The following is a 24,833-nucleotide window of genomic DNA, read 5'->3' on the forward strand; positions in this document are numbered from 1 at the left end:
TGAGATTTGCTACGACTACGAATCTGGCGAGACCATTGTCCTCTTAGCGTTATCCCGACCTAGGCAGACGCCTAGCGCTAACCCACCAGCTCCGCCGCCTCGACGCTGTGCTCCCCACGCGCCGGTGCCAGCGCTGCGCTCACCATTGCCGCAGCGATCCGTTCGGCCGGGTTGATGCGATAGCGGCGTGGCAGCAACGGGCCGAGCGCGCCCAGCACGAGACTGCCGATATGTTCGCCGGTACGCCGCTCTTCGCGCTCGCCGCCGATCAGCCCCGGGCGTACGAAGGTCAGCGAGGGGAAGCCGACGGCGCGCAGGTCGCGTTCCAGTTCGCCCTTGACGCGGTTGTAGAAAATCCGCGAGTGCGCATTGGCACCGGCGGCCGAATTCAGCACGAACACCGAGGTGCCCTGCGCACAGGCGGCGCGTGCCAGTGCCATCGGGTAACCGTGATCGATGCGATAGAACGCCTCGCGCGAGCCGGCCTGTTTCATGGTGCTGCCCAAGGCGCAGATGGCCGCCTCCATGCGCGGAGCGGTCCAGCTGTCCAGGCGATCGAAGTCGATCACCTGGTTGCGCAGTTTGGGATGGATCTGCGTCAACGGCCGGCGCGTGATCGCAACCACCCCCGTGCAGCGCGTGTCAGTGAGTAACTGCTGCAAGACGTGTTTGCCGACCAGACCGGTCGCCCCTGCCAACAACACGTCCATCAGTGCGCTCCTGCCATCAGCGTGCGCCCTCGGAGACGATGCGCGCACTGCTGGCGATGCGGTCGCGCTCCACCGCCAACAAGGTCAAAGAATGCGCTGGCGCCTTCCATTCACTGCCACCGGCCACCACGCGCCCACCGTGGCGTGCGGTGTCGACCAGCACGCGCCAATGTTCGTCGTGCATCGCCGGCAGCGTGAACGCCACGCTGGTGGAGGCGGCGTTGATCAGCATCAGCAAGCTCACGTTGGCGGCGATCTCGCGCAGGCCGGTGGTCGGCGAACGGCCATCCAGGCGCAGCATCAGCGCGCGGGCTTCCGGGTCGTGCCAACCGGCTTCGTCCATCTCGTTGCCATTGGGTGCCAGCCAGGTGAGATCGCGCAGGCCCAGCGCTTCATCGAACTTGCCATCGAAGAAGCGTGCGCGATGCAGCAGCGGATAACGCTGGCGGATACGGATCAGCCGGCGCACGAACGCGGCCTGATCGGCGGCGGCGGCCTTGCTGGCGGCAGTCCAGTCGATCCAGGTCAGTTCGTTGTCCTGGCAATACGCGTTGTTGTTGCCGTTCTGGCTGTGGCCGAATTCATCGCCGGCCAGCAGCATGGGCGTGCCTTGCGAGAGCAACAAGGTGGCGAGCAGATTGCGCATCTGCTGACGCCGCAGCTGCTTGATCGCCGGGTCGTTGGTGTCGCCTTCGACGCCGTAATTGGCAGAGATATTGTGGTCGCTCCCGTCCCTGCCCTCTTCGCCGTTGGCAACGTTGTGCTTGCCTTCGTAGCTAACCAGATCGCGCAGGGTGAAGCCATCGTGCGCGGTGACGAAATTGACCGATGCGGTGGGGCGGCGACCGCTGTGGTTGAACAGATCGGCCGAGCCGGTGAGGCGTGTGGCCAATTCGGCCAGTTGCCCACCGTCGCCACGCCAGAACGCACGCACGTTGTCGCGGAACTTGTCGTTCCACTCCACCCAACCAGGCGGGAAATTGCCCACCTGGTAACCGCCTGGACCGATATCCCAGGGCTCGGCGATCAGCTTGGTCTGGCTCAGCACCGGATCCTGGCGCACCGCATCGAGAAAGCTGCCGGATGGATCGAAGCCGTAGCGCTCGCGCCCGAGGATGGTGGCCAGGTCGAAGCGGAAACCATCGACATGCATTTCCTGCACCCAGTAACGCAACGAGTCCATCACCATGCGCAGCGCGCCGACATTGGTCAGGTCGAAGGTGTTCCCGGTGCCGGTGTCGTTGATGTAGAAGCGGCGATCGTCGGCCAGGCGGTAGTAGCTGGCGTTGTCGATGCCCTTGAACGACAGCGTCGGCCCCAGCTCGTTGCCTTCGGCGGTATGGTTGTAGACCACGTCCAGCAGCACTTCCAGCCCGGCGTGATGCAGGCGCGCCACCATCTGCTTGAACTCGGCCACGGTGCGCGTGGACATGTAACGCGCCTGCGGTGCAAAGAAACCCAGCGTGTTGTAGCCCCAGTAATTGCGCAGGCCTTTTTCCAGCAGATATTGATCGTCGACGAAGGCATGCACGGGGAGCAGTTCCACCGCGGTGACGCCGAGTGAGCTGATGTGGTCGATCAACTCGTCGGTCTTCAATGCCGAGAACGTGCCACGGTCTTCCGGCGGCACTGCCGGGTGCAGCATGCTCAGCCCGCGCACATGCGCTTCGTAGATCACCGTGCGGTTCCACGGCGTCTGCGGCGGGCGATCCTGGCCCCAGGTGAAGGCCGGGTCGATCACTGCGGATTTGGGCATGAACGCGGCGCTGTCGCGACGGTCGAAACTCAAATCCTTGTCGCGATGGCCGATGGTGTAGCCGAACAGATGCGGCGCCCATTTGAGCTCGCCGACGATCTGCTTGGCATACGGGTCCAGCAGCAATTTGTTGTGGTTGAAGCGATGACCGGCATCTGGCGCGTAAGGCCCGTGCACACGGTAGCCGTACAACTGGCCGGGGCGTGCATCGGGCAGATAGCCGTGCCAGACCTCATCGGTGTATTCGGGCAGTGCCAGGCGCTCCTGCTCGCGGCCACGCTCGTCGAACAGACACAGTTCCACGCGGGTGGCGTTGCGCGAGTACAACGCGAAGTTGACGCCCAACCCGTCCCAGGTGGCGCCGAGCGGATTGGGACGGCCTTCGCGGATGCGCGAGCGTTGCGTGAACTTGCGGGTGGCCATCGGTAACTCCTGAAAGCGGTGAACTCAAAACCAGTGAGCGAATACGAATGCGTGCGTGCGCACGTTCAACCCTGCATGGCGCGGCCAGCAGGGTGCACCATGCAAGATGACAGAGGCACCGTTACTGACGTGCAGTGAGCGGCGGGTTGGCCTGTTCGGCGGCGCGTTCTTCGGCGTCCACCAGGCGCTCGGCCATGGCCCAATGACGGGCCGCATGCCCGTCCGGGCGGCCTTCGGCCTCCCAGATCTCCTGTGCCAACTGGCGAAGTCGCGCCTGCCGTTGCGTGTCGTTCATTGCGTACGTTCTCTTAGGGGGTCGTCAACACTGCCACCGGCGCGCGTGCAAACAGCGTGGATAGCGCCAGGCGGCCTTGCTGCGGCTGCAGCGTGCTGCCATCGAGCACATTACGGTATGTGCCTTGCGGCAATGCCAACGCCGCCTGACCCCAACGTGCCGGCGGCACCAGCAACGGCAGATCGCCCTCGGTCTGGTCACCGGCACCCAATCGCGTGACCGCCACCACCAGCGACTGGCCGCGGTACTGACGACGGAACGCCAGCACCTGCGCATCGCCACTGACCGCCACGTTGAGCGGCTGATAGTCGCCCTGCGCAAACAACGCCGGATGTTCGGTACGCAGCTGCAACAGCAGCGCGGTGAGACGCGCCTTGACCGCGCCATCGCGCCAGCTGCGCAGCAGCGTGTTCCAGTCGCGCGCCTGGGCCAGCCATTGCTGGCGCTGCGCGTAGTCGACCGGGCGGCGGTTGTCCGGATCCACCAGCGACAGATCCCAGCCTTCGGTGCCTTGATACAGATCGGGCACGCCCGGCACGGTCAGGCGCAACGTGGTTTGCACCAGCGCATTGCGCGCGCCGGCGGCGGCGATGTGGTTGCTGGCGCGCAGCAGCGCACGCCGCAGCGGCAGGCCGGCGCGGCTGCACAGCACCTGCTCCACGGTGGCCTGCACGGCCTGTTCGTAGGCCGGCGAGCCGTCGGTCCAGCTGGTGTGCAGCTTGGCTTCGCGCACGGCCTTGAGCAGCCATTGCGCGATGCGCTCGGCATAGTCGGCCAGCGGCTCGGTCTGGTCGGCGCCCAGGCCGATCGGCCAGGCGGCCACCAGGGTCTGCCACAGCATCTGCTGGTCGCCGCCGGCCAATGCCGGCGATTCCAGTGTCTCGGTCAAGGCATCGAACTGCGTGCTCTGCTCGATCCACCAGCGCGGTTGCTCGGACAGCACTGCCAGCCGCATGCGCAGGTCTTCGCCGCGCTTGTGGTCGTGCGTGGCGGTGGCCAGCAACGCGCGCGGGAAATGCTTGGCGCGCTCGAGATTCTGCGCATGGAACTCGGCCGCTTCATTGGCGAAGTGGGTCGGATGGCTGCCGACCTCGTTGCGCGACAGCAGCACGCCGTGCCGATAGAACGCGGTATCTTCCACCGACTTGGCATTGAGCGGTGCGGACAACTGCTCCACGCGACGACGCAGGATGCGCCGCAAGGCGATCTGCGCGCGATCGGCGCCGGCATCGTCGAGCAGCCAGCGCTCGATCGCATCGACGGCCGCAACGATCGATTCCGGCATGCCCTCGCGCGCACGCGCCGCGGTGGCACGTAAACGCTCGGCTTCGCTGCCGGTCACGCCCTTGGCACCGGCGTAGGTGCGGTACACCGGAAACCAGCGCAGCAACACGCACAGGCCGCGCGCCAGCATCTGCGGGCTGAACTCGCGCGTGGGCGGATCCAGCCGTGCCAATGCCGACAGTGCACCCACGGCGCGATTGAATTCGGTCTGCAGCGGGCCACGCAGGATCTCGTCGCGTGCGGCGCGTTCTTCCTGGGCGAAATCGCCACTACGTCCGCTCACCTTCTGCCAGGCACGCGCCAGCGGCTTGAAGCCGGCCGCATCATGCAGCACGCCGCCGACCTGGTCCATGAAGTCGTAACCGGTGGTGCCATCGCAGGGCCAGTCGGCCGGCAAGGCTTCGCCGGGTGCCAGGATCTTTTCCAGATACAGCGCCAGCGTGCCGGGCTTGAGCCCCCGCTGACGACCGGCTGCATCCAGCCGGCTACGCAGCTTGCGCACATAACCGGTGGGGTCGGTAAGGCCGTCCACGTGATCGATTCGCAAGCCATCCAGATGGCCCTCGGCCACCAGCCGCAGCGGCAGCGCATGCACCGCGTCGAACACTGCCGGCAGTTCCACCCGCAATGCCACCAACGAGGTGATATCGAAGAAGCGGCGGTAGTTGAGCATGTCGTTGCCAACGCGCCACCAGTTCAAACGATATGGCTGGCGTTCGATCAGCTTGTGCAGGCGGCCATCGCCGCGTTTGGCGCCGTCGTTGTAGTCGCGCAACCACTGCGCACGCGCGGCCTTTTCCGGCACCTCCAGCGTCTGCGGACGGATCGGGTAACGCTGGTCGTAATGCGCCAGTGCCGCGCTGCCGTCGTCCTCGACCACCAGCGTGATCAGCCCTTCGGCCAGTGCGGTGGCATACGGGCGATCCAGTACCGCCAGCCACAACTTACCGTCGCGGCCAGGGGCGCGCCAATCGATGTCGAACCAGTCGGCATGTTTGGCGCTGCGGCCGTTACGCAGCACATCCCACCACCACGCGTTATCCGCGTGTGTGGCCATGTGGTTGGGCACGATATCGGCGATCAAGCCCATGCCGTGTTCGCGCGCGGCTTGCGACAAGGCGATCAATGCGACTTCGCCGCCGAGTTCGGGATTGACCACGGTCGGGTCGATATTGTCGTAACCGTGCGTGGAGCCGGGTACCGCAGTGCCGATCGGCGACAGGTACAGATGGCTGATGCCGAGGCCGGCGTAATACGGCACCTGCGCGAGCGCATCGTGCAGGGTGAAGCCGGCATGCAGCTGCAGGCGGGCGGTGGCGCGAAGATCGATCATGGATGCGGTTCCGAAACGGCCGCGACGCGACGCGCCTCGGCAAAGCCCTGCAGCGCCGTACTCAGGCGCGCATGCGGCAAGGGATCGGGCAGGCGTCGACGCCAGTTGGGATGGACCTCGACGGTGCCCGGCAGATTGGGTTGTTCTTGCAGCGCCAGTGCGTCTTCCACCGGCAACAGGGCCAGTGGCGACACACTGGTGGCGGTGAAGCGCAGCGCGCCCAGCAGCGGGTCGTCCGCGGCGCTCAGGCCAGCGTGTTCGACCGCCGCATCCAGACGTGCAAGATCCTTGCTGCGCGCGGTGGCATCGTCGCTCGCCTGCGCGGGCGTGATCAGTTCCAGCTTGCGTCGCCAATCGATATCGCGGCCTTCGCGCCAGCCAGTCAAGGTGGGCAGATCGTGCGTGGTGGTGGTGGCCACCGCATCCGGCCGCCACAGCGCCGGCGACACAAAGGCGCCGTTGTCGTCGCGGGTGAACATCAACACATCGATGCCCATCACTCCGCGCCGCGACAGTTCTTCGCGGATGCCCGGCGGCACCACGCCGAGGTCTTCGCCGATCACGATGGCGCGATGCCGCCATGATTCCAGCGCGAGCAGATTGAGCAGATCGTGCAGCGGATAGGCCAGATACGCGCCTTCGTTGGAGCTGGCGCCTTCGGGCACCACCCACAGCCGCAACAGCCCCAGGATATGGTCGATACGGATGCCGCCGCGGTCGCGCAGCACCGCACGCAGCAATGCGATATACGGCGCGTAGCCGCTGCGCCGCAACGCAGTGGGCGAATACGCGCCGATGCCCCAATGCTGACCATCGGCATTGAAGGCATCCGGCGGTGCGCCCAGCACCAGGCCACGCAACACGGTGTCTGCGGCAGCTGCAGCTTCGGCGCCATTGGGGTCGAAGCCCACGGCCAGATCGGCGATCAAGCCGATCTTCATGCCACGCTCGTGCGCTTCGCGCTGCGCATCCGACCAACTGCGCGCCGCCAGCCATTGCGTGAACACATGCAGCTGCGGATCGCCATCGCCGAAATCCTGCGCGGCAAAGCGTGCAAAGCCCTCCAGCGCATCGCCGCCCTCGCTACGGAACGCGACCAGGTCGGCGTGATCTGCTGCGACGCGCGTGTACAGATGGCGCAGCAATTGCCACTTGGCCTGCGCAGACGCCGGCCAGTCGATCAATGCAGTGTTGTGCAAGGTATCGAAGCGTTCGCGCAGGCCGGGCACTTCGCCGATCGCATTCAATGCGAGTTCGCCAAGCACACGCACAGGTGCGGCATGCAAGGGATCCAGAAAACGCCGGTCGCTGGGCGAATACGGGCTGTAGCCAGTGGTGACCGGGCGCGAGGCATGCACCGGACTCAGGGCCAATGCATCGGCGCCGGCCAGTGCGGCATGCCGTACCCATTCCACCGTGCCCGACGCGTCGCCGATGCCGGCATCGTCGATGCTGCGCGCCGAATACACCTGCAACGCCATGCCCCAGGCACGCGGTGCCGGCAGGCCGCAGGCATCGGCCACGCTGAAGCAGCGTTGCGGCGCCACTGCGACCTGCTGCGTCAATGTGCCGATCTGCAGCGTCCAGTAACCGAAACGTTGCGGTGCGCGCACCTGTCCCTGTGCATCCGCACGCGCCTCTTCGCTGGCGCCGCTGTCGTCCACCCAACGGCCGCGCGCATTGGCGGCAACCGACACCGGCAACAGCTCGGCCACCTGCACGGTCAGCAGCGGCGCCGGCTCGGTGGCCTGCGCCTTGCAGCGGCACAGGCTGTCTTCGCGTTGCGTGGCGGTGGCCGCAGGCAGTTCCAGCGCGGTCAGCACCGCATGCAGCGATTGCTCGGACACCTGCCGTGGCTGGTCGCTGGCATCCACCCAGTCCACCATCACACCGGCCGCACCGGCCAGCGTGTGCAGATCCGCCCGGCTCAGATCGCGCGTACTCATGCGCGCGCCTCGTGCCAGGCGATTAAGCCATCGACCGGCAATTGCTGCGCATCGGCGGCGACATTCTCGACATGCGCCACGCGTCCGCGCCGCAACGGCATCGGCACCGCCGCGGCGCCGACGTTGAAGGCGATATGCCACAGCCCGTCGGGCAATTCCCAGCTGGCGGTCACTGCACCGTCGGCCAGCACCTCGGCGCCCACGGCGCGCGCCTGTGCAAGCCCCGGTACCAACCACTGGCGGCGCACGCCCAGCAGCGCGGTGAACCAGGTTGCCCACTGCACGCCTTCGCCCTGCGCGGCATCTTCGATCGGCGAGCGCGAAGCGGCAAAGGTGGCGTGGCTGTTCGGATCGGGAATGGTGGCGCGCTGCGCTTCGTCGGCGAACGCGGCGAAGTGCGCGAACTCGCGACGACGGCCTTCGCGCACCGCATCGTCCAGCGGCGGGCCGAAATCGGTGAAGAACAGGAACGGCTGCGTGGCGCCCCACGGTTCGCCCATGAAAAACAGCGGAATCATCGGCGTCAGCGCGGTCAACGCCAGTGCGGCGCGCAGGCGTTGTTGCGACACCAGTACGGTCAACCGCTCGCCCCGCGCACGATTACCGATCTGATCGTGGTTCTGCGCAAAGATCACGAACTTGTGCGGCGGCAGGCCGCCGCTGGGCTCGCCGCGCACATGTCCACGCGGATCCGGCTGGCCCTGATAGGCGAAGCCTTCGCCCAGCACGCGCGCCAGATGCTGGGTCGGTTGATCGGCGAATGCAGCGTAATAGCCTTCCTGCTCACCGGTCAGCAACACATGCAAGGCGTTGTGGAAGTCGTCGTCCCACTGCGCGGTGTAGCCGCGTTGCAGCTGCGAGGCCTGGTTGAATTCGTTCTCCAGCACCAGATGCACGTGGCGACCGGCCGGCAGACTGGCCTGCACGGTCTGCCGCAAGGTATCCAGGAAGGCGTTCGGGGTGATCGCGTGCACCGCATCCAGACGCAGGCCGTCGAAGCCGTATTCGTGCAGCCACATCAGCGCGTTGTCGAGAAAGTAACGCTGCACCTGCGGCTTGCGGAAATCGATCGCCGCGCCCCACGGGGTGGGCTTGTCTTCATTGAAGAACGGGGCGGCGTAGCTGTGCAGATAATTGCCGTCCGGGCCGAAGTGGTTGTAGACCACATCCAGCAACACCATCAGGCCATGCCCGTGCGCGGCATCGATTAGCGCCTTCAATTCGTCAGGCGTGCCATAGGCTTCCACCGGTGCGTACGGCAGCACGCCGTCGTAGCCCCAATTGTGCGCACCCGGAAACGCGCTCAACGGCATCAGCTCGATCGCGGTGATGCCCATTGCCGCCAGCTGCGGCAATTGCGCCTGCACACCGGCATAGCCGCCGCATGTGCCGACGTGCAGTTCGTAGATCACCGCTTCGTCCCACGGCCGTCCCTGCCACTGGATGTTCTGCCAGGCGTAGCCATCGCTGCGCTGCACGGCGCTGGGGCCGTGTACGCCCTCGGGCTGCCAGCGCGAGGCCGGGTCCGGCACCGGCTCGCCGCCATCGATGCTGTAGCGATACCGCGCATCGGCGGCGCAGTCGATCAGCGCAGTGAAAAACCCATCCTGCCCGGCTTGCAGCGCGCGACGCATGCCGTCGTCGAAGACCACATCCACGCCCTTGGCATCCGGTGCCCAGAGCGCAAAGCGCACCTGTCCCTCACCCGCTGGCCATGCGCCCCATGCCGGCAGGGTGTCGTTGCGCTCGTTCATCGTTATTTCTCCGCTTGCAGATAGATCGTGGCCAGCGGCGGTAGGGTCAGGCGCAGGCGTTGTGCATGCCCGTGCATGCCCACCGGCTCGGTCGCCAGGCGACCGCTGTTGCCGAGATTGCTGCCGCCGTAATGGGCACTGTCGGTGTTGAGGATTTCGCGCCAGCCGCCGGCACGCGGCACGCCGACGCGATAGTCGTGAAGCGGTTGCGGGGTGAGGTTGCTCACCGCCAGCAGCGGTGGGCCGCCATCGGGATCGTGGCGGATGAAGGCCAGCACGCTGTTGCGCGCATCGTCGGCCACGCTCCAGTCGAAGCCGTCGGCGCGATGGGTGCCGCGATACAACGCCGGCACGCGACGCAAGGCCGCGTTGAGATCGCCCACCAATTGCTGCACGCCGCGATGCGGGGCGCCATCGAGCAGATGCCAGTCCAGCGATTGGTCGTGATTCCAGTCGCGCCACTGGCCGAATTCGGCACCCATGAACAGCAGTTTGTCGCCCGGATGCGCCCACATCAGCGCCAGATAGGCGCGCAGATTGGCGAAGCGCCGCCAGTCGTCGCCCGGCATTTGCCCGAGCAGACCACCGGTGCCATGCACCACTTCGTCATGCGAGAGCGGCAGCACGAAGCGTTCGGAGAACGCGTAGACCAGGCCGAAGGTCAGCTGGCTGTGGTGCTGCGCGCGCTCGGCCGGATCGCGCTGCATATAGCTCAGCGTGTCGTGCATCCAGCCCATGTTCCATTTGTGCGTAAAGCCCAGGCCGCCCTCACCGATCGGCGCAGTCACGCCCGGCCATGCGGTGGACTCTTCGGCGATCGTCAGCACCCCGGGAAAGCGCGCGGCGATCTCGCTGTTGAGCTGGCGCAGGAAAGCGACGGCCTCCAGATTCTCGCGCCCGCCATGCGCGTTGGGCACCCACTCGCCTTCGGCACGGCCATAGTCGCGGTACAGCATCGAGGCCACCGCATCCACGCGCAGACCGTCGAGGTGATAATGGTCGATCCACTCCAGCGCGCTGCCCAGCAAGTAGGCGGTCACTTCCGGCCGGCCGTAGTTGTAGATCAGCGTATTCCAGTCGCGATGCATGCCTTCGCGCGGGTCGGCATGTTCGTACAGGGCCGCGCCATCGAATTGCGCCAGGCCGTGCGCATCATCCGGGAAGTGCGCGCTGACCCAGTCCAGGATCACGCCGATGCCGGCGCGATGGCAGGCGTCGACGAATTGGGCAAACCCGTCCGGGCTGCCATGCCGCGCGGTCGGCGCGTACAGGCCCAGCGGTTGATAGCCCCACGAGCCACCGAACGGATGCTCGGTGATCGGCAGCAGCTCGATATGGGTGAAGCCGAGCTGCTGCACATACGGAATCAGTTGTGCGGCAAGTGCCGGCCAATCCAGCGGCTGGTCATGCCCATCGCGGCGCCAGGAGGCGGCGTGCACTTCGTAGATCGACAGTGGCGCCGGCGCCGCACTCGCATCGCGCGAAGCGATCCAGGCAGCATCGGTCCACGCGAACGCCGCGGCGCCCGGTACCACCGAGGCCGTGGCAGGCGGCAATTCGCTTTGACGCGCCACCGGGTCGGCCTTGAGCAGCACGCGGCCGTCGGCGGCAGTGATGGCGTACTTGTAGCGGGTACCGGCTTCCACGCGCGGCAGGAACAGCTCCCAGAAGCCGCCGATCCGCTGGCGCATCGGATGCCGCCGCAGGTCCCAGCCATTGAAGTCGCCGACCACTGCCACGCGTTGCGCGTGCGGTGCCCACACGGCAAAACGCACGCCCGGCACGTCGTTGCAATGCAGATGCTGCGCGCCCAGGGCGCTGCGTAGCGCCAGGCCATCGCCTGCGGCAATCTGCAGCAGTACGGACTCATCCAGCGTGGCGGCAAAGGCGTACGGGTCTTCGATCTCCTGCACTACATCCGGCCAGACGATGCGCAACCGATAAGGGCCCTCCACCGCCAACACGCCTTCGAACACACCCTCGATCGCGCCGGGCTGCATGCGTGCCAACAACTTGCCGCGCGGATCGATCAACCCCATCGCCTCGGCGCCGGGCGCCAGCACGCGCACCAGGCGGCCGCCGTCGGCCTGTGTCTGCGGGCCAAGTACCGCGAAGGCATCGGCGGGCAATCCATCGGCCAGCGCCTGCACGCACCGCATGACTTCGGACGCCTCTTCCATGCTCACCGCCGCTGCTTCCGTTTCCTGCCCCTGCACGCCCAACCGTTCGCTCATGACACCGTCGCAAGCGCGGGCGCAGTGGCGGCGGTGCGTTCGTAGAGGGAGAGGTACTTCTTGCCCGCCACATCCCAACCGCTGGGGCGCAGCATCGCCGCACGGCGCATCGCCGACAGCAGGCTGGGCAGGCGGAAAGTGCGGAAGGCGCGCTCCAGGCAGCGGCGCAAGGCCTCCACGCTGGCCTGCTGGAACAGGAAGCCGGTGACACCGTCATCCACCGTGTCGATCAGGCCGCCGGTGGCGTGCGCGATCGGCAGGCAGCCAAAGCGCTGCGCGTACATCTGGCTCAGCCCGCAGGGCTCGAAGCGCGAGGGCATCAGCAGGAAGTCGGCACCGGCGAACATGCGCCGCGCCAGGCCCTCTTCGAAACCGATGAAGGCACCGACCTGGCCGGGATAACGCCGGGTCAGCTCGGCAACCTGTTGCTCGATCTCGGGCTCGCCGCCGCCGATCACTGCGATCTGGCCGCCGGCCGCCACGATCTGCGGGGCGACCTCGCAGATCAGGTCCAGGCCTTTCTGGTGCACCAGCCGCGAGACCACCGCAAACAACGGGCCGGTGCTTTCGCGCAGCCCGAACGCCTTGCGCACCTGCGCGGCGTTGGCCTGACGGCCCTGCCAATGATTGACGCTGAAATGCGCGTCCAGATGTGCGTCGGTACGCGGATCCCAGCTGGCGTCGATGCCGTTGACGATACCGGTGAGCGCGCCCTTGGCCGCGCGGCCGGCCAGCAGGCGATCCAGCCCGCAGCCCTGTGCCGGGCCGGTGATCTGCTGGGCATAGCTGACGCTGACGGTGTTGACGTGGTCGGCATGCACGATGCCGCCGCGCAGGAACGACATCTGCCCGTAGAACTCCAGCTCGGCCACCCGCTCGGCGGGGATACCCAGCGCGGCCGCCATCGAATACGGCACCAGACCCTGATAGGCCAGGTTATGGATGGTCAGCAGGCAGGGCGTGGTGCCGCCGGACCAACGCACATAGGCCGCCGCCAATGCGCACGGCCAGTCGTTCAAATGCAGCAGGCGCGGCTTCCAGCCCAATCCGGCATGGCCTGCGGCAATCTGCGCGGCAGCATGCGACAAGGTAGCGAAGCGGATCGCGTTGTCTTCGAACTCCGAACCACTGGTGCTCACATACGGTGAGCCGTCGCGTTCGAACAGTTCCTTGGACAACAGGATGTAGATCGGCAGGCCATCGGACTGCACGATGCGGCCGATGTCGCAGGCCGGCAGCGCAGCATGCGCCAACACCCGGCCGACGATCTCCACCTTGCCGGCGCGCGCCAGCACCGCGCGGTAGCCGGGGATCAACACCCGCACGTCGTAACGGTGGCGCAGCGCGCGTGGCAGCGCCGCGGCCACATCGCCCAGACCGCCGGCCTTGATGAAGTCCGCCATCTCCGACACCACGAACAGCGCACCACGCGTGTCGGCCAACGAGACCGGCAGGCGCTCGTGGTGCCGGATGAAACGCCCGCGTGCATCGCGCGGTCGCCCGCTCTTCTTCAGAGTAGGGATCATCGTGCTTCGCTCTAAGCGTGCGGTAGTAGCGTGCAGCGGCATCATGGCAACCATCTAAACGTCCGTCGTAAAGTGGGTGGAGACGGAAAAACAGCGAAGCGGAAACCATCGTCTGCCACTACGGCCAGGCGACCTGCTGCGAATGAGGAGCGGGGATGACGCGCGTACTCCACGTTGTCCTTGGTGATGAATCTACACCCCGACCAAATAAAAAATGCGTGAATACGTGCTGACTTTTCTGCGACAACCGACATTCCGTTGCGCATGGTTGCGCATGCACGCAGGCATAAGCCGCATATTGCAGGGCGATGACGTGCCTCCATCGATGCACCAACACTGCAATGCAGCGCAGGCGGGATCCTTCGGCGGCGCCCGCCGTCACTTGTATGACTTGTTCATGCGCACACGCGCGGCCCTGGTGCGCCCCCTGCCTGTCCGATGCGCGCATGCTGGTCATACGGACTCCTGTCTGGCCCGCTTAAGCCACCCGCCTGCGCGCCGATAACGAGCGATAGCACTACGACTTTGAGACCCTGGCGCATGGCAGACCAGCCTGAACTTCCAAGCCGCCCGCGTGGCGGGCTGCGCCGCCTGTTGCCCTGGGGCGGGGCGGACAGCGCGCACCCGGCTGCGGCCTTGCCGGCAGTGCTGAACGGCGAGCGCGGTGGGCAAGGCCTGGCGGCGCATCAACTGGTGCCGGCCAAGACCAAATCCGGCGCGCACGATCCTGCCGCCGCCACTGCCTTGCTGATACGCCTGTTCTCGCATGCGTCACATCCGGAGGCCTTGTTGCTGTCGTTTGCCGAAGGCATCGCCAGCCTGCACGGCGAACTCGGCGACATGGGCGTGCGGCTGAGCGCGGCCTACGCGGCCGGCGACTGGCCCGGCTATGGCCGCGGCCTGCGCCAGTTGATCGACAAGTACATCCGCACCGTCGATACCGGCGACTCGCTGGCCGAAGGCCGCACCGAAGCCGAGCAACTGCGCGATCTGCTGCGTCATGCCTTGGGCAATGCGCTGGCCACGCTGCTGCAACGCAGCCCGGAGCTGGCCGAAGAGGCGCAGACGCTGGCCTCGGCGCTGCGCCATTGGCGCCCGGGGCATGAGCTGATCACGCTGGAACAACGGCTGCGCGAGCTGAGCCACCAGATCGGCCTGCGCGCCGAGGATGCCAGCGAGCAACAGAACCTGTTGCTCGGCCTGTTCGACCTGTTGCTGGAGAACGTGGGTGAACTGCTCGACGACCGCAGCTGGCTGCAGGGCCAGATCTCGGTGGTGCGGCAACTGATTTCCGGCCCGCTGGACGTCGGCTCGATCGAACAGGCACGCGGCACCCTGCGCGAGGTCATCTACAAGCAAGGCCTGCTCAAGCAAGGCATCGCCGACTCCAAGACCGCCATGCGCGAAATGATGGTGTCCTTCGTCGACCGGCTCGACGGCATGGCCACCAGCACCGGCGAATACCATGATCGCGTTGCCGGTTATTCGCAGGCGATCGGCGACGCACGCGGCATTCCCGACCTCAATCGCCTGTTGCAGGACCTGCTGCAGGACACCGCCGGGGTGCAGGCGCAGGCACTGGCCGCACGCGACGAACTGCTGGCGGCCCGCCGCCAGGTCGAAGATTCCGAACAGCGCATCGCCTCGCTCGAACAGGAACTCAAGGACGTTGCCGGCCTGGTGCGCGAAGACCAGCTCACCGGCGCGCTCAACCGGCGCGGTTTCGAAGAACTGTTCCAGCGCGAAGCCGCTCGCACCCAGCGCAGCGGGCAGCCGCTATGCGTGGCGATGCTGGACCTGGACGACTTCCGTCGCCTCAACGAGACCCACGGCCATGCCGGCGGCGACGCCGCGCTGCGCCACACCGTCGATGTGGCCAAAGCCGTGCTGCGCACCACCGACGCCATCGCCCGCTTCGGCGGCGAGGAATTCGTGCTGCTGTTGCCAGACTCCACCATCTTCGAAGCCAGCGCAGCGGTGATCCGCCTGCAGCGCGCGCTGGCGCAACGCTCGTTGCTGCACGACGACGTGCGCGTGTTCATCAGCTTCAGCGGCGGCGTGGCATTGCGCCATCTCGACGAATCCCAGGACGATGTGATCCGCCGCGCCGACCGCGCCATGTACGACGCCAAGTCGGCCGGCAAGAACCGGGTGATCAGCGCGGATTAGCGGCACGTACCGACAGGTGCGTCCCCGCGCCGGACCCGACGCCTGCGTGTGGGGCAAGCAGAGTCAGCGCCCTCCGTCGCCTCATTGGCTGGGCAGGCGTCTTGCCAGTTGCTTCAAGGGCTCTGCCAACGCAGCCTGAGATAGTCCACCACCTGCTGCGTCTGGGCCGCAGCGAGAAATCCGTGGCGAAACAACATGCAGCCGCCAACCTCAGGCAGCGATGCATTCACGTCCAGCTGGCGGGCGATCTCGGGCACACCGCCGTCCACTGTCCAATCCGGCTCCAGCGCGTTGGCAGTGCCGACCTTGTACAACGCCATGCCGATATAGAGTTGCACGCGCCGACCGCGCACGGTGTCCGCCCACCAGCGTGCGATGGTGTCGTAGCGCACTGCCTGGCGCGCCAGCGGCCAGTAGATCTGCGGCACGATGTAGTCCACGAGTTCTTCGCGAACCCAACGGCGGGTGTCGGCGTAACTGGTATCGAATGCGGGCGCACCGGCCTGTGTGTCCGAGCCCAACGGATCATCCTGGCGATTGCGCCACACCCCGGCCGGGCTGACCCCAAATGCCACCCCTGGCCTGATCGCTCGAATGGTCCTGGCCACCGCTCGCATCAATCGATAGGTGTTGTCGCGGCGCCAGTACCCTTTGTCGGCAAATCCGGCCCCATGGGCGGCATAGGTCTGTGCGTCGTCGAGGGGAGACTGCGCCGATTCGGTGTAGAAGTAGTCATCGAATTGCACCCCATCCACGTGGTAGAAGGCCACCAGTTCGGCGACCACACCACAGATCCAGCGACGCACGGCCGGAATGCCTGGATCGAGCACCAGCCGATTGGCCGCCACGCCCACCCAGTCGGGGTGGCGCAGATACACGCTCTGCGGCGAATCGGTCGACGCAGTGGCAAACGCATCGAGCGTGGCCTGGTCCAGGCCGGTCGAAACACGATAGGGATTGAGCCAGGCATGCACCTGGATGCCCCGCGCATGCGCATGCCGCAGCAGGAATGCCAGCGGGTCGAAACCCGGGTCCTTGCCTAGAACGCCGGTCATGACCGGCGACCATGGCAGGATGCGCGAGCGGTACAGCGCATCGGCACAGGGCTTGACCTGAAAGACCAGGGTATTCAGATGCAGCGCCTGGGCCTGATCGACGATTGCCAGCAATTCCCGCTGCTGTACCGCGATGCGTTCGACAGGGTCGACGATCCGTGCGGACGCGGCGCTTGGCCAGTCGAGATTGAACACGCTGGTGATCCAGGTCGCGCGCATCTGAGCGCTCGATGGCGTGGCTGCGCTGGCTGGAACGCCCATGATGGCCGCAGTCATTGCTGCAGAGCCCAAACCGAGAAAGCGCCGCCGACCGATCACGGGGGAGCCGCCAACCGGTACCGCATCCCGATCCGCTGCAGACATTGCCTGGCGCGCTTGATCCGGCTGCTGCACGGCAGGCCGCGCCGCACGCGTGCTGTCTTGTTCTTCAGCCGTCTTCTTCACGCACCCCTCCTGCATCGCGCTGCTGCAGTGTGGCCCGGTCTCTACGCACGGCTGCCATCGTGCAGCACATTCCGATACCACCCACGAAGCACACCCTAGCAATGGCGACCGCCGCAACACGCGCGCAACATCGGAATCACGAACCTCGCTTCGTCAGGTACGCAGCCGCCGTGATGCAATGCCCGAAACGGCGGCGCCATCGTGCAGATGGGCACTCGCAAACGGCCGGCAGTCACTGGAGGATCGTTGGCAGCCAACGTCATCGCCCTTGCGCTCGACCGACGCCAGCCAACGACGCCACACCGGTGCCGAGCTCCCTCCCAACCCGGCGGCCGTGACGCGGCGTCAATGCGCTGGCTTCTTCCCGCGCAGCTTCTGGAACAGCATCACCGCGCCCAGCACGATCGCGCCAGCGATCACGCCGACCAGCATGTTGCCCAACGCATCGACCAGCCAGCCAAAACCGCCGGCCGACTTGGTCAGGTCCTGCACAACATGGTGCAGCGCCGGGATGTTGTGCACCAGGATGCCGCCGCCGACCAGGAACATCGCCAGCGTGCCGGCCACCGAGAGAAATTTCATCAGCCAGGGTGCGGCCACCAGAATGCCGCGGCCCAGCGCAGCCAACGCTGCGCCCTTCTTGGTCAGGTACAGACCCAGGTCGTCCAGCTTCACGATGGCCGCCACCAGGCCGTACACGCCGATGGTCATCGCCAGGGCGATCGCCACCAGCACCGCCACCTGCTGCCCGAACGACACGCCCGCCACCACGCCCAGCGACAGCACGATGATCTCGGCCGACAGGATGAAGTCGGTGCGGATCGCACCCTTGACCTTGTCCTTCTCCAGCGCCACCACGTCCACGCTCTGGTCGGCCAGCGCGCGGGTGCGTTCGGCATGCCGCTGCGCTTCTTCGTTTTCGCTGTGCAGGAATTTGTGCGCCAGCTTCTCCACGCCTTCGAAACACAGGTAGGCGCCGCCGATCATCATCAACGGCATCACCAGCGGAATGTTGTAGCCGCGCCCGCGCAGCCAGGCCTCCAGCGCGCTGATCGCCAGGGCTGCCGGCACCAGGATCACCTTGTTGACCAGCGAGCCCTTGGCCACCGCCCACACCACCGGCAATTCGCGGTCGGCGGTCACGCCGGTCACCTGCTGCGCGTTGAGCGCCAGATCGTCGCCGAGCACGCCGGCGGTCTTCTTGGCCGCGACCTTGGTCAGGATGGAAACGTCGTCCAGCAGGGTGGCGATGTCGTCGAGCAGGGTGAACAGGCTGGCACCGGCCATGCGGGGGTCCTTCGTGGGTGGCGCTGGATTCTCGCCGATCCAGCGCCCGCATGGGGTGATGGCTTGCGTCGGATTCACCACGTCACCACCCAGGGCTGGCCACACTCAGCGATTGCACGAGTGCCGGAGATGGCCTTGAGTCCGAACGATCCTTCCCGCACGCCGGCCCAGGCCGCGATTCCGGCCGATAACGCCGTGGTGGGCGGCATGAGCCGGCGTACCCAGATCCTGCGCCTGTTGCTGCGCTATCGCGGCTCGGGCGTGTTCGCCGGCATGAACCTGGATCCGGCGGCGATCAACGAGTACGAAGTGCCTGCCGAAGGCACCCCGGACCAATTCGTCTCCGACCTGGAGGCATTGGGCCCCACCTTCGTCAAACTCGGCCAGATGCTGTCCACGCGCCCGGATATCGTGCCGCCGGAATTCGCCACCGCACTGGAGCGCATGCAGGAAAACACCAATTCGGTGCCGGTGGAGCGCATCCGCCAGATCATCGAAGAGGAACTTGGCGTGTCGGTCAACAAGGCGTTCTCGTTTTTCGATCCGGTGCCGCTGGGCTGCGCCTCGCTGGCGCAGGTGCACCGCGCCGCCTTGCGCGACGGCACCCCGGTGGCGATCAAGGTGCAAAAGCCCGAAGTGGCCGCACAGGTGCGCTCGGACCTGGACGTGCTCAAGAGCTTTGCCACCGCCGCCGACCGGCTGACCGGTATCGGCCGGCGCGTGCGCTTTGCCGACTGGCTGGGCGAATTCGGCAAGACCCTGCGCGCCGAACTCAATTACGAGGACGAAGCCGAAACGCTGGTGCGCTTCGGCAAGCACCTCAAGCCGTTTCCGATGCTGTGGATCCCGCAACCGATCTGGGACCTGAGCAGCCGCAAGGTGCTCACCATGCAGCTGGCCGAAGGCGTGCGCGTGGACAAGATCTCCGGCCTGCGGCGCACCGAACAGCCGATGGACAACCTGGCCGCAGAGCTGGTCAAGGGCTATCTGGACCAGATGTTCGTGCATGGCGAGATCCATGCCGACCCGCATCCGGGCAACCTGCGCGTGCTGCAGGACGGGCGCCTGGCGATCTTCGACCTGGGCATGGTCGCGCATGTACCGCCGCGCCTGCGCGAGCGCCTGCTCAAGCTGCTGTTCGCCGCCGTCGATGGACGTGGCGAAGAAGTCGCCGAAGAGACCATCGCGCTCAGCACGCGGCTGGAGGATTACGACGAAGACCGCTACCAGCGCGAGACCGGGCAGATGATCGCGCGCTACGCCGCCCACGACACCACCTCCGAAGGCCGCGTGGTGCTGGATCTGGTGCGCATCGCCACCGCCAACGGCCTGCGCACGCCGCCGGAGTTGAGCCTGCTCGGCAAGACGCTATTGAATCTGGAAGGCGTGTGCCGCGCGTTGTCGCCCAACCTGGATACGCGCCGCATCGTCGAGCGCCATCTGCAGCACGTGATGCGTGCGCGCCTGAAAAAATCCCTGTCCGCCGCCAACCTGGCCAGCGAGGCGATGGAGCTTCAGCATCTGGTGCGCGAAGGGCCGAGGCGCATGTCCGAGATTCTCTCGCTGGCCGCAGAAAACCGCCTGCAGATGCGCGTCACCGGGCTGGAAGAATCGCATTTGATGGAAAGCCTGCAGAAGATCGCCAACCGGGTGGCGGCCGGCATCGTGACGGCGGCGCTGATCATGGCCTCGGCGCAGATGATGCGCATCGAAACCGGGCTGAAACTGTGGGGATATCCGGCGATTGCGATGGTGCTGTTCCTGCTCGGCGTCTTCCTGGGTCTGGGTATCGTGCTTAGCGCGTTGTTCTTCGACCGCCGCGTGCGTGCACGCGAGGAACGCGGGCACCGATAGCACTGCATACAGGCCACACCTCCGCGTAGGAGCGCACCCGGGCGCGACATGGCTTCACGCGGCGTCGCGTACCAAGACAGCCACGTCGAGCTGTCAAAGTAGAACCGGCGGTGCGGGGTCATTGCGACGTCGCTGATATGCGAGAAGCGCCAACTGCGTAATGCAGATACTGCGGATCTGTAGCGAGCGCCACCGCGATCAGGCGATCGTCAGCGCGTGCAATCCGACGCGCTGCGGCCATGGCTTAACGCAACAAACATTTCAGTCAGCTTCAGCGCGGCATAGTCCGTCATCCGGGTGTCACATTGCAGTTGGCGCACAGGACAGGCGAGCAAGGCGTCCGGTACGCGCTCGCATCATTCCCCCACGGACGCTGCCGCATGCATTGGATGTTGTTGTTCTCGTTGTTGCTGTTGCTTTGGTTGTTGGTCGCCTCGCCGCGCCTGGCGTGGTTGAAGGCTGGCCTGCTGTCGTTGCTGTTGCTGCTGCTTAGCGCCTGGGGTCTGGTCGACCGGCTCAGTGGCGATGGCATCAACGCCGCAACGCTGTACCACCTGCGCGCGGACATGGACGGCGCCGGGGTCAGCGATTTTTCCGGCTACATCGCCGTGTTCATCGGCATGGTGCTGCTGTCGCTCAGCCCGCTGGTGCTGCTCAAGGTGCGGCGTTTCCGTCGCCCGCGCGGTGGTGGCGCGGTGTTCGCTGCGTTCGTGACGATGTTGCTGATCAGCATCGCGGTCAGCCCGCTGTATCGCGATGGCAAGCGCCTGTACTACCAGTTGCGCCCGGTGGATTACGCCACCGTGGTGCCGGAATATCTGGTACCGCAGCAGCCGCTGCAGAAGCGCAAGAACATCGTGTGGATCTACGGCGAAAGTCTGGAACGCACCTACTTCGACGAAGACGTGTTTCCCGGCCTGATGCCGAACCTGCGCGCGCTGGCGACCGAAGCGGTGGACGTACGCAACCTCACCTCCACCGAGGGCAGCGGCTGGACCATTGCCGGCATGGTCGCCTCGATGTGCGGCGTGCCGCTGACCACCGCGCCCGGCGATGAAAACAGCATGGGCCGCATGGGCCTGTTCCTGCCGGAGGCGCGCTGTCTGGGCGACTATCTCAAGGATCAGGGCTACCGCAATCACTATGTTGGTGGTGCCGATGCCAGCTTTGCCGGCAAGGGCAGTTTTTTGTCCAGCCATGGCTTCGATGTGGTGAACGACGTCGGCTACTTCCGCGACAAGGGCGTGGCGCCGAAACATTTTTCCGCCTGGGGCGTGCACGACGATGTGCTGCTGGACGATGCCTGGGACAGCTTCCAGACGCTGTCGCGCGCCGGCCAGCCGTTCATGCTCACCACGCTGACCATGGACACCCACCATCCTGCCGGCCACTTGCCACTGGCATGCAAGGGCCAGCACTACGACAGCGCGCTGGGCGACATCGGTTTGTTGCATGCGATCAAGTGCAGCGATCGGTTGATCGGCGAGCTGGTCGCGCGCATTCGCAACAGCCGCTACGGCAAGAACACCATCATCGTGATCGCCTCCGATCACCTGGCGATGCCCAACGATCTCAGCGACGTGCTCGCCAAGCAGAAGCGCGAAAACCTGCTGCTGTTCCTGGGCAAGGATATCGCCCCGCAGCAAGTGGTCACGCGCGCCGGCAGCACACTGGATTCGGGTGCAACGCTGCTGCAATTGCTGGAACCGGGCATGCGCACGCTGGGCTTCGGCCGTTCGCTGCTGGCCAGCGATGCGCCGCCCAGCGCCAGCGTCGCGGCCAGTCGCGACAGCGGCAAGGACTACCCGCGTTATCTGGCCTACGCACGCACGCTATGGACCGGGCGCAGCACACGCATGCTGTGCATCAACGGCAATGGCGATGTGGTAGTGGGCGTGCAGCAGGTACGCCCGCCGGTACTGCTGGAATACGACGAGGACACCAATCTGAAAACCGTCTATCTGGAAAACACTTCGCGCCAGTTCGATCGCACCCACGCCGAGGGCACGCTGGCCTACGTGGACCGCTGCACGGCATTCGAAGACGGCTCGGCCGACGGCGACTGGTGCGCGCTGGTGGTCGATCGCCAGCAGAGCATGAAGCTGTATCGCGATCCGGACCTGACCCGCGGCATCGCCGTCGATGCGCCATTGGATGCCAGCCAGCAAGGTCCACGCCCGCGCGTGCGTCAGCCGATCATGCTCACCCAGACTGCGCGCAAGACCGAGGCCGGTCGTTACATGCTGGAGCTGTACGCCAAGCGCCGGCCGACGCGTGCGTTCTGGGTGGAAGCCGTCTCGTCAGAACGCAAGGTCGTGCTGGCCCAGCAATGGGTGGTGCCCGATGCGGCCGGTCGCATCCGCATGCCGGTAGGCCTGGAACATGCGGTGGACGATCTGGAAATCCGCGCCTGGCTGGATTACACCGAAGATGTCAGCGTGGACGATCTGGCACTGGTCAAGGACACACCCGTCGCAGACCGTTCCTGAGTTGCGGCGCTGTACGGCCATCAAGCGTGCGCCGCTGTTGCTCGATGCGGCTGCTCGGCGCTGGTTGCTCGGTGCGGCATGTACCACGCGTACATGCCGGTTCTGAGCGTATCGTCCACACTGGTTTTGCCAATTGCGCGCCACGTTTTTTGTCGGTCACTTCAAGGCCATAAGATCTCGGTCGTCTTGAAACGATTGGACAACATGATTGGACGGTGCTGATAGATCAGCTATGGAGCGGATGATCTTTGGCCTGGCTGCGGGGCCCTTGCCCGCTCACCATCGCGGGACACGCCGCAACTACGTCCCTCAGAACGGATGATCTTCGGCTTGGCTGCAGGGCCCTTGCCCGCCCACCATCGCGGGACACGCTGCAAGTACGTCCCTCAGAGCGGATGATCTTCGGCTTGGCTGCAGGGCCCTTGCCCGCCCACCATCGCGGGACACGCTGCAAGTACGTCCCTCAGAGCGGATGATCTTCGGCTTGGCTGCAGGGCCCTTGCCCGCCCACCATCGCGGGACACGTCGCAATCAGAGCGGATGATCTTCAGCTTGGCTGCAGGGCCCTTGCCCGCCCACCATCGCGGGACACGCCGCAAGTACGTCCGTGTAGCAACTGTGTTGTTGGAGGGGGTTCTGACCGTTGTGGAAGCCTGGCACGGGAACGCCGGCCGCTGGTCAGCAGCCGGCGGATCCATCGAGAGCATGGCCACTCAGGTCGGGACGGTTTGGACGTCTGCGGCGTGAGCGTCTCGTGCTCGTGCGTTGAGGATGACGAGCATCTTGCGCATCGCCGCCACGATGGCGACCTTGCCGGGCTTTCCGCGTGCCCGCAGCGATCGATAAAACTCCCGGATCCGCGGCTCGTGCTGGATCGCAGACAGGCACGCCATGTACAGCACGTTGCGCACCTCGATCCGCCCGCCGCGGATCCGGCGCAGGCCGCGCATCTGTCCGCTGTCATGGGCGATGGGAGCCACGCCGACCAGCTTGGCAATTGTCTTCCCATCGAGGGTGCCCAGCTCCGGCAGGTAGCTGGCGATCACCGCTTGCAGCGGTCACCCCGACGCCCTTGAACGAGCGCATTGCTTCCAACTGCGGTTGCTGGCCGACCTGCTCGGCAATCTGCTGTTCCAATCGCACACAGGTCTTTTTCATCTGCGCGATATTGGCATGCAGCACGCGGCGCAAGCGCGTGTCCGTTACCTGCTCCAACTGGTTGTGCGCGCTTGTTGTCAGCTCCACGAGTTGCTGTCGCGCACGCACAAACTCGCGCAGCCGTCGACGCCAAGGCTCCATCGGTTGATAGGGACGTAGCTCCAGCGTGTGGGCCATGCAAGCCAGATTGATCGCGTCTAGACGATCTGTCTTTGCCGGCAGGCCGACGGCGGCGGCGAACGCATGGCAGCGGTGCGCATTGGCCCGCACGATCCGGTGGCCGGCGTCGAACAAAGCATCCAGTACCCGCTGTTCATAGCCGCCAGAGGCCTCCAGGACAATCTGGCCAACCTCGCGCTGTGCCAGCCAGGACACTAGCTTGCGATGGCCTGCGGGGGTGTTGTGAAACTGCGCGCACGGGCCGCGGTAGACGGCCACATCCAACCGGGCCTTGCACACATCAATCCCGATGCCATTCATGGGCAAACTCCGTTAGGCTTGAAGGGTCGAGAGCTCCCCTGCCTGCCCAGCCTTACGTCTACGAGTGGCCACTCTGGCAACCGTTCGGGCGATACAGGGGAGAAACCGGCGTGGGCACCCAGCTACACGACGATCGGTAACGATCCAGGCTCTCACGGTGGCCCACGCCGGCTCTCGACGCCCAAACTGCCAGAATCCGAACAGATAAGGCTCTTACGCGGCATCCATGCCGCGTAAGGTCCCGCGACGGTAGGCGGGCAAGGACCAGTCGAGATGGTCGGTGTGCTTGGTGCAAGCAATGCACGATGCATGTTGTTCGGATAACGGAGCGTTCGGTCATCTTCCCAATACAGGTCGAGCAACAGACAAGCTTTTAAGAAAGCAGCCGACCAACTTTCTGGTGCGGTGCCCTCACCGATTGCGGGACCGTGTGGCGGCATGGATGCCGCCACCGAGCCTACATGGACGTACTTGCGGCGTGTCCCGCAAGCGGTGAGGGCACCGCACCCTCGACTCGAATAACCAAGCTTTTGACTTAATCGTTTGACTGTATCCAAACAAAGCGAAGCCTCGACATCCCGGTTATTTTGGAGCAGTTGGACAGTGCGGATAGATCAGTCGTACGGCAGCTGATCT

Annotated in this window: 13 protein-coding genes and 1 pseudogene; 3 read left to right on the plus strand and 11 right to left on the minus strand. The window is 65.7% G+C overall.

Annotated elements, in window-relative coordinates; translation table 11 throughout:
- Positions 1–77 precede the first annotated feature (77 nt).
- The 8 genes from NYR97_RS05795 to glgA form a co-directional block, all read right to left on the minus strand.
- Positions 78–710, minus strand: a complete 633-nt coding sequence (locus NYR97_RS05795; protein ID WP_205393470.1) for an NAD(P)H-binding protein — start codon at positions 708–710, stop codon at positions 78–80.
- A 16-nt stretch (positions 711–726) separates the two neighbouring features.
- The gene (gene glgX, locus NYR97_RS05800; RefSeq protein WP_316697055.1) at positions 727–2,889 is read right to left on the minus strand and encodes a glycogen debranching protein GlgX; all 2,163 of its coding nucleotides are present in this window, start codon (positions 2,887–2,889) and stop codon (positions 727–729) included.
- A 121-nt stretch (positions 2,890–3,010) separates the two neighbouring features.
- On the minus strand, positions 3,011–3,184 hold the full coding sequence (locus NYR97_RS05805) for a DUF2934 domain-containing protein (protein ID WP_205393468.1): 174 nt from the start codon (positions 3,182–3,184) through the stop codon (positions 3,011–3,013).
- A gap of 13 nt (positions 3,185–3,197) precedes the next feature.
- Positions 3,198–5,801: a malto-oligosyltrehalose synthase gene (treY, locus tag NYR97_RS05810; protein WP_316697056.1), complete on the minus strand. Its 2,604-nt coding sequence runs from the start codon at positions 5,799–5,801 to the stop codon at positions 3,198–3,200.
- Positions 5,798–7,747: a 4-alpha-glucanotransferase gene (locus tag NYR97_RS05815; protein ID WP_316697058.1), complete on the minus strand. Its 1,950-nt coding sequence runs from the start codon at positions 7,745–7,747 to the stop codon at positions 5,798–5,800. The genes treY and NYR97_RS05815 overlap by 4 nt, the downstream gene beginning before the upstream one ends.
- Positions 7,744–9,501 carry a malto-oligosyltrehalose trehalohydrolase gene (treZ, locus tag NYR97_RS05820; protein WP_316697059.1) on the minus strand — a complete coding sequence of 586 codons (1,758 nt, stop codon included), beginning with the start codon at positions 9,499–9,501 and terminating at the stop codon, positions 7,744–7,746. Before treZ ends, NYR97_RS05815 begins: the two co-directional genes overlap by 4 nt.
- A gap of 2 nt (positions 9,502–9,503) precedes the next feature.
- Complete coding sequence (locus NYR97_RS05825) at positions 9,504–11,735, minus strand: 1,4-alpha-glucan branching enzyme (protein ID WP_316697060.1); 2,232 nt, start codon at positions 11,733–11,735, stop codon at positions 9,504–9,506.
- The gene (glgA, locus tag NYR97_RS05830; RefSeq protein ID WP_006449759.1) at positions 11,732–13,315 is read right to left on the minus strand and encodes a glycogen synthase GlgA; all 1,584 of its coding nucleotides are present in this window, start codon (positions 13,313–13,315) and stop codon (positions 11,732–11,734) included. The genes NYR97_RS05825 and glgA overlap by 4 nt, the downstream gene beginning before the upstream one ends.
- A 486-nt stretch (positions 13,316–13,801) precedes the next feature.
- Between glgA and NYR97_RS05835 the strand changes: the two genes are divergently transcribed.
- Positions 13,802–15,430 carry a GGDEF domain-containing protein gene (locus NYR97_RS05835; protein WP_316697061.1) on the plus strand — a complete coding sequence of 543 codons (1,629 nt, stop codon included), beginning with the start codon at positions 13,802–13,804 and terminating at the stop codon, positions 15,428–15,430.
- Between the two features lie 113 nt (positions 15,431–15,543).
- Here the strand turns inward: NYR97_RS05835 and NYR97_RS05840 are convergent, their stop codons facing one another.
- Positions 15,544–16,848: a glycoside hydrolase family 10-like protein gene (locus tag NYR97_RS05840; protein WP_316698053.1), complete on the minus strand. Its 1,305-nt coding sequence runs from the start codon at positions 16,846–16,848 to the stop codon at positions 15,544–15,546.
- A 426-nt stretch (positions 16,849–17,274) separates the two neighbouring features.
- Entirely contained in the window at positions 17,275–18,216 is a 942-nt protein-coding gene (locus NYR97_RS05845; protein WP_316697062.1) for a DUF808 domain-containing protein, read from the minus strand.
- Positions 18,217–18,345: 129 nt separating this feature from the next.
- On the opposite strand from NYR97_RS05845, the gene NYR97_RS05850 reads away from it, so the two are divergent.
- Both NYR97_RS05850 and NYR97_RS05855 read left to right on the plus strand, forming a co-directional pair.
- Positions 18,346–20,070 (plus strand): ABC1 kinase family protein, encoded by a 1,725-nt coding sequence (locus NYR97_RS05850; RefSeq protein ID WP_205393452.1) that lies wholly within the window; start codon positions 18,346–18,348, stop codon positions 20,068–20,070.
- Positions 20,071–20,450: 380 nt separating this feature from the next.
- Complete coding sequence (locus tag NYR97_RS05855; RefSeq protein ID WP_316697063.1) at positions 20,451–22,559, plus strand: phosphoglycerol transferase I; 2,109 nt, start codon at positions 20,451–20,453, stop codon at positions 22,557–22,559.
- A gap of 713 nt (positions 22,560–23,272) precedes the next feature.
- Here the strand turns inward: NYR97_RS05855 and NYR97_RS05860 are convergent.
- Positions 23,273–24,197, minus strand: a pseudogene (locus tag NYR97_RS05860) (IS110 family transposase).
- Positions 24,198–24,833 lie beyond the last annotated feature (636 nt).

The sequence above is a fragment of the Xanthomonas hydrangeae genome (assembly GCF_032697525.1).
Taxonomy (GTDB): domain Bacteria; phylum Pseudomonadota; class Gammaproteobacteria; order Xanthomonadales; family Xanthomonadaceae; genus Xanthomonas; species Xanthomonas hydrangeae.